Source organism: Paraburkholderia domus, from assembly GCF_905220705.1.
Taxonomy (GTDB): domain Bacteria; phylum Pseudomonadota; class Gammaproteobacteria; order Burkholderiales; family Burkholderiaceae; genus Paraburkholderia; species Paraburkholderia domus.
Genome location: NZ_CAJNAT010000089.1, coordinates 1 through 1,087 on the forward strand (window position 1 = coordinate 1; position 1,087 = coordinate 1,087).

Below are 1,087 nucleotides of genomic sequence, written 5' to 3' on the forward strand. Positions count from 1 at the left end.
ACCGTCGAGACTTACTGCTACGCCGCCCTCAGGAAATTCTCGCGCCTATGGAACGAAAGCGACGAAAACCGATCCCGATTGACACGGAAAGTCATATCAGTCCCATGGCCGCGCTCCGACAGATGGTGCCTCAATACCGCCGTGCGCTCGGATGCCGAATCACGAGCCCGTTAGTGATCGTCATCGTGGTGGTCGTCATGTTGACCGTGCGGGTCCCGATCATTGGGGTGGTTGCGCATCCAGTCGTCGTGCGCCCAGTAACGATGGCCATCATAGTACTGGTCCCCATGCCATCCAATTGTGATTCCAACGGGCACAGGAGCAACGCCCCCCGGGGCTTGGACGATGCAACCAGAAAGGCCGATTCCAAGGCTCACAAGCAATGCAGTCGCGACTAGAGTTTCATACCGCTCCTCAAAAGGTTTCACGGCTGGCGGTGGATGCCCTGTCTCTCTCAACGTGAGAGCAGCAAGAAGAGGAGGTCGCCTCTCCCAGGTCGACCACAGATGAGCCCTGCCCCGCGCTGGGATTTTTGCATCTGGCGCACCAAAAGAAGCTGCAACCATAGCTGCGGCTCTCAGACGCACGCTCAGAGATCGATGGGTGTTGCCAGCGATGCACGAGCGCGACTACATTGCGGCAAGGGCACTCCACAATCTGTGGAGGCGGTTTGACGACGGCCGCCTCTTGATGATCGGGTGAACCGGCCTACTGCAGAGCAGGCGCTTGCATCGCTGCGTGTTTTGCGGCCACGCGCGCCAACGCCGCCTGGATTTCCTTCGGATAATTCACGTCCTCACCTCTGGACGGCCGATAGCCAGCCTGTTCGAGCTCTATCAGTTCGGCCTGCACTTGTGCGCGTGTTACAGGTGCGTTCGATTGAGCGAACGATACGACCGGAGCTGCGAAGACCGCAGCGGTAGAGATCGCATAGATCAGGGACTTCATGATGGCTTACCTCCTTGTTGCTTGTTCTGTAAGCGATCGTTCATTGACGCCCTATCGCCACGCGCCCGGAGAGGCGACGATAGTGTCCACTTAAATCGGAGGTGGACACTATGGCAGCAGACAGCAGCGATCTGAACGA

The 1,087-nt window shown here is 58.2% G+C and carries 2 protein-coding genes; both read right to left on the reverse strand.

Features of this window, described 5'->3' with window-relative positions; all coding sequences use genetic code 11:
- Nucleotides 1–170: 170 nt before the first annotated feature.
- Nucleotides 171–428, reverse strand: a complete 258-nt coding sequence (locus tag KHO31_RS40135) for a hypothetical protein (protein WP_407945988.1) — start codon at nucleotides 426–428, stop codon at nucleotides 171–173.
- Between the two features lie 280 nt (nucleotides 429–708).
- Complete coding sequence (locus tag KHO31_RS38990; RefSeq protein ID WP_201084481.1) at nucleotides 709–948, reverse strand: DUF4148 domain-containing protein; 240 nt, start codon at nucleotides 946–948, stop codon at nucleotides 709–711.
- Nucleotides 949–1,087 lie beyond the last annotated feature (139 nt).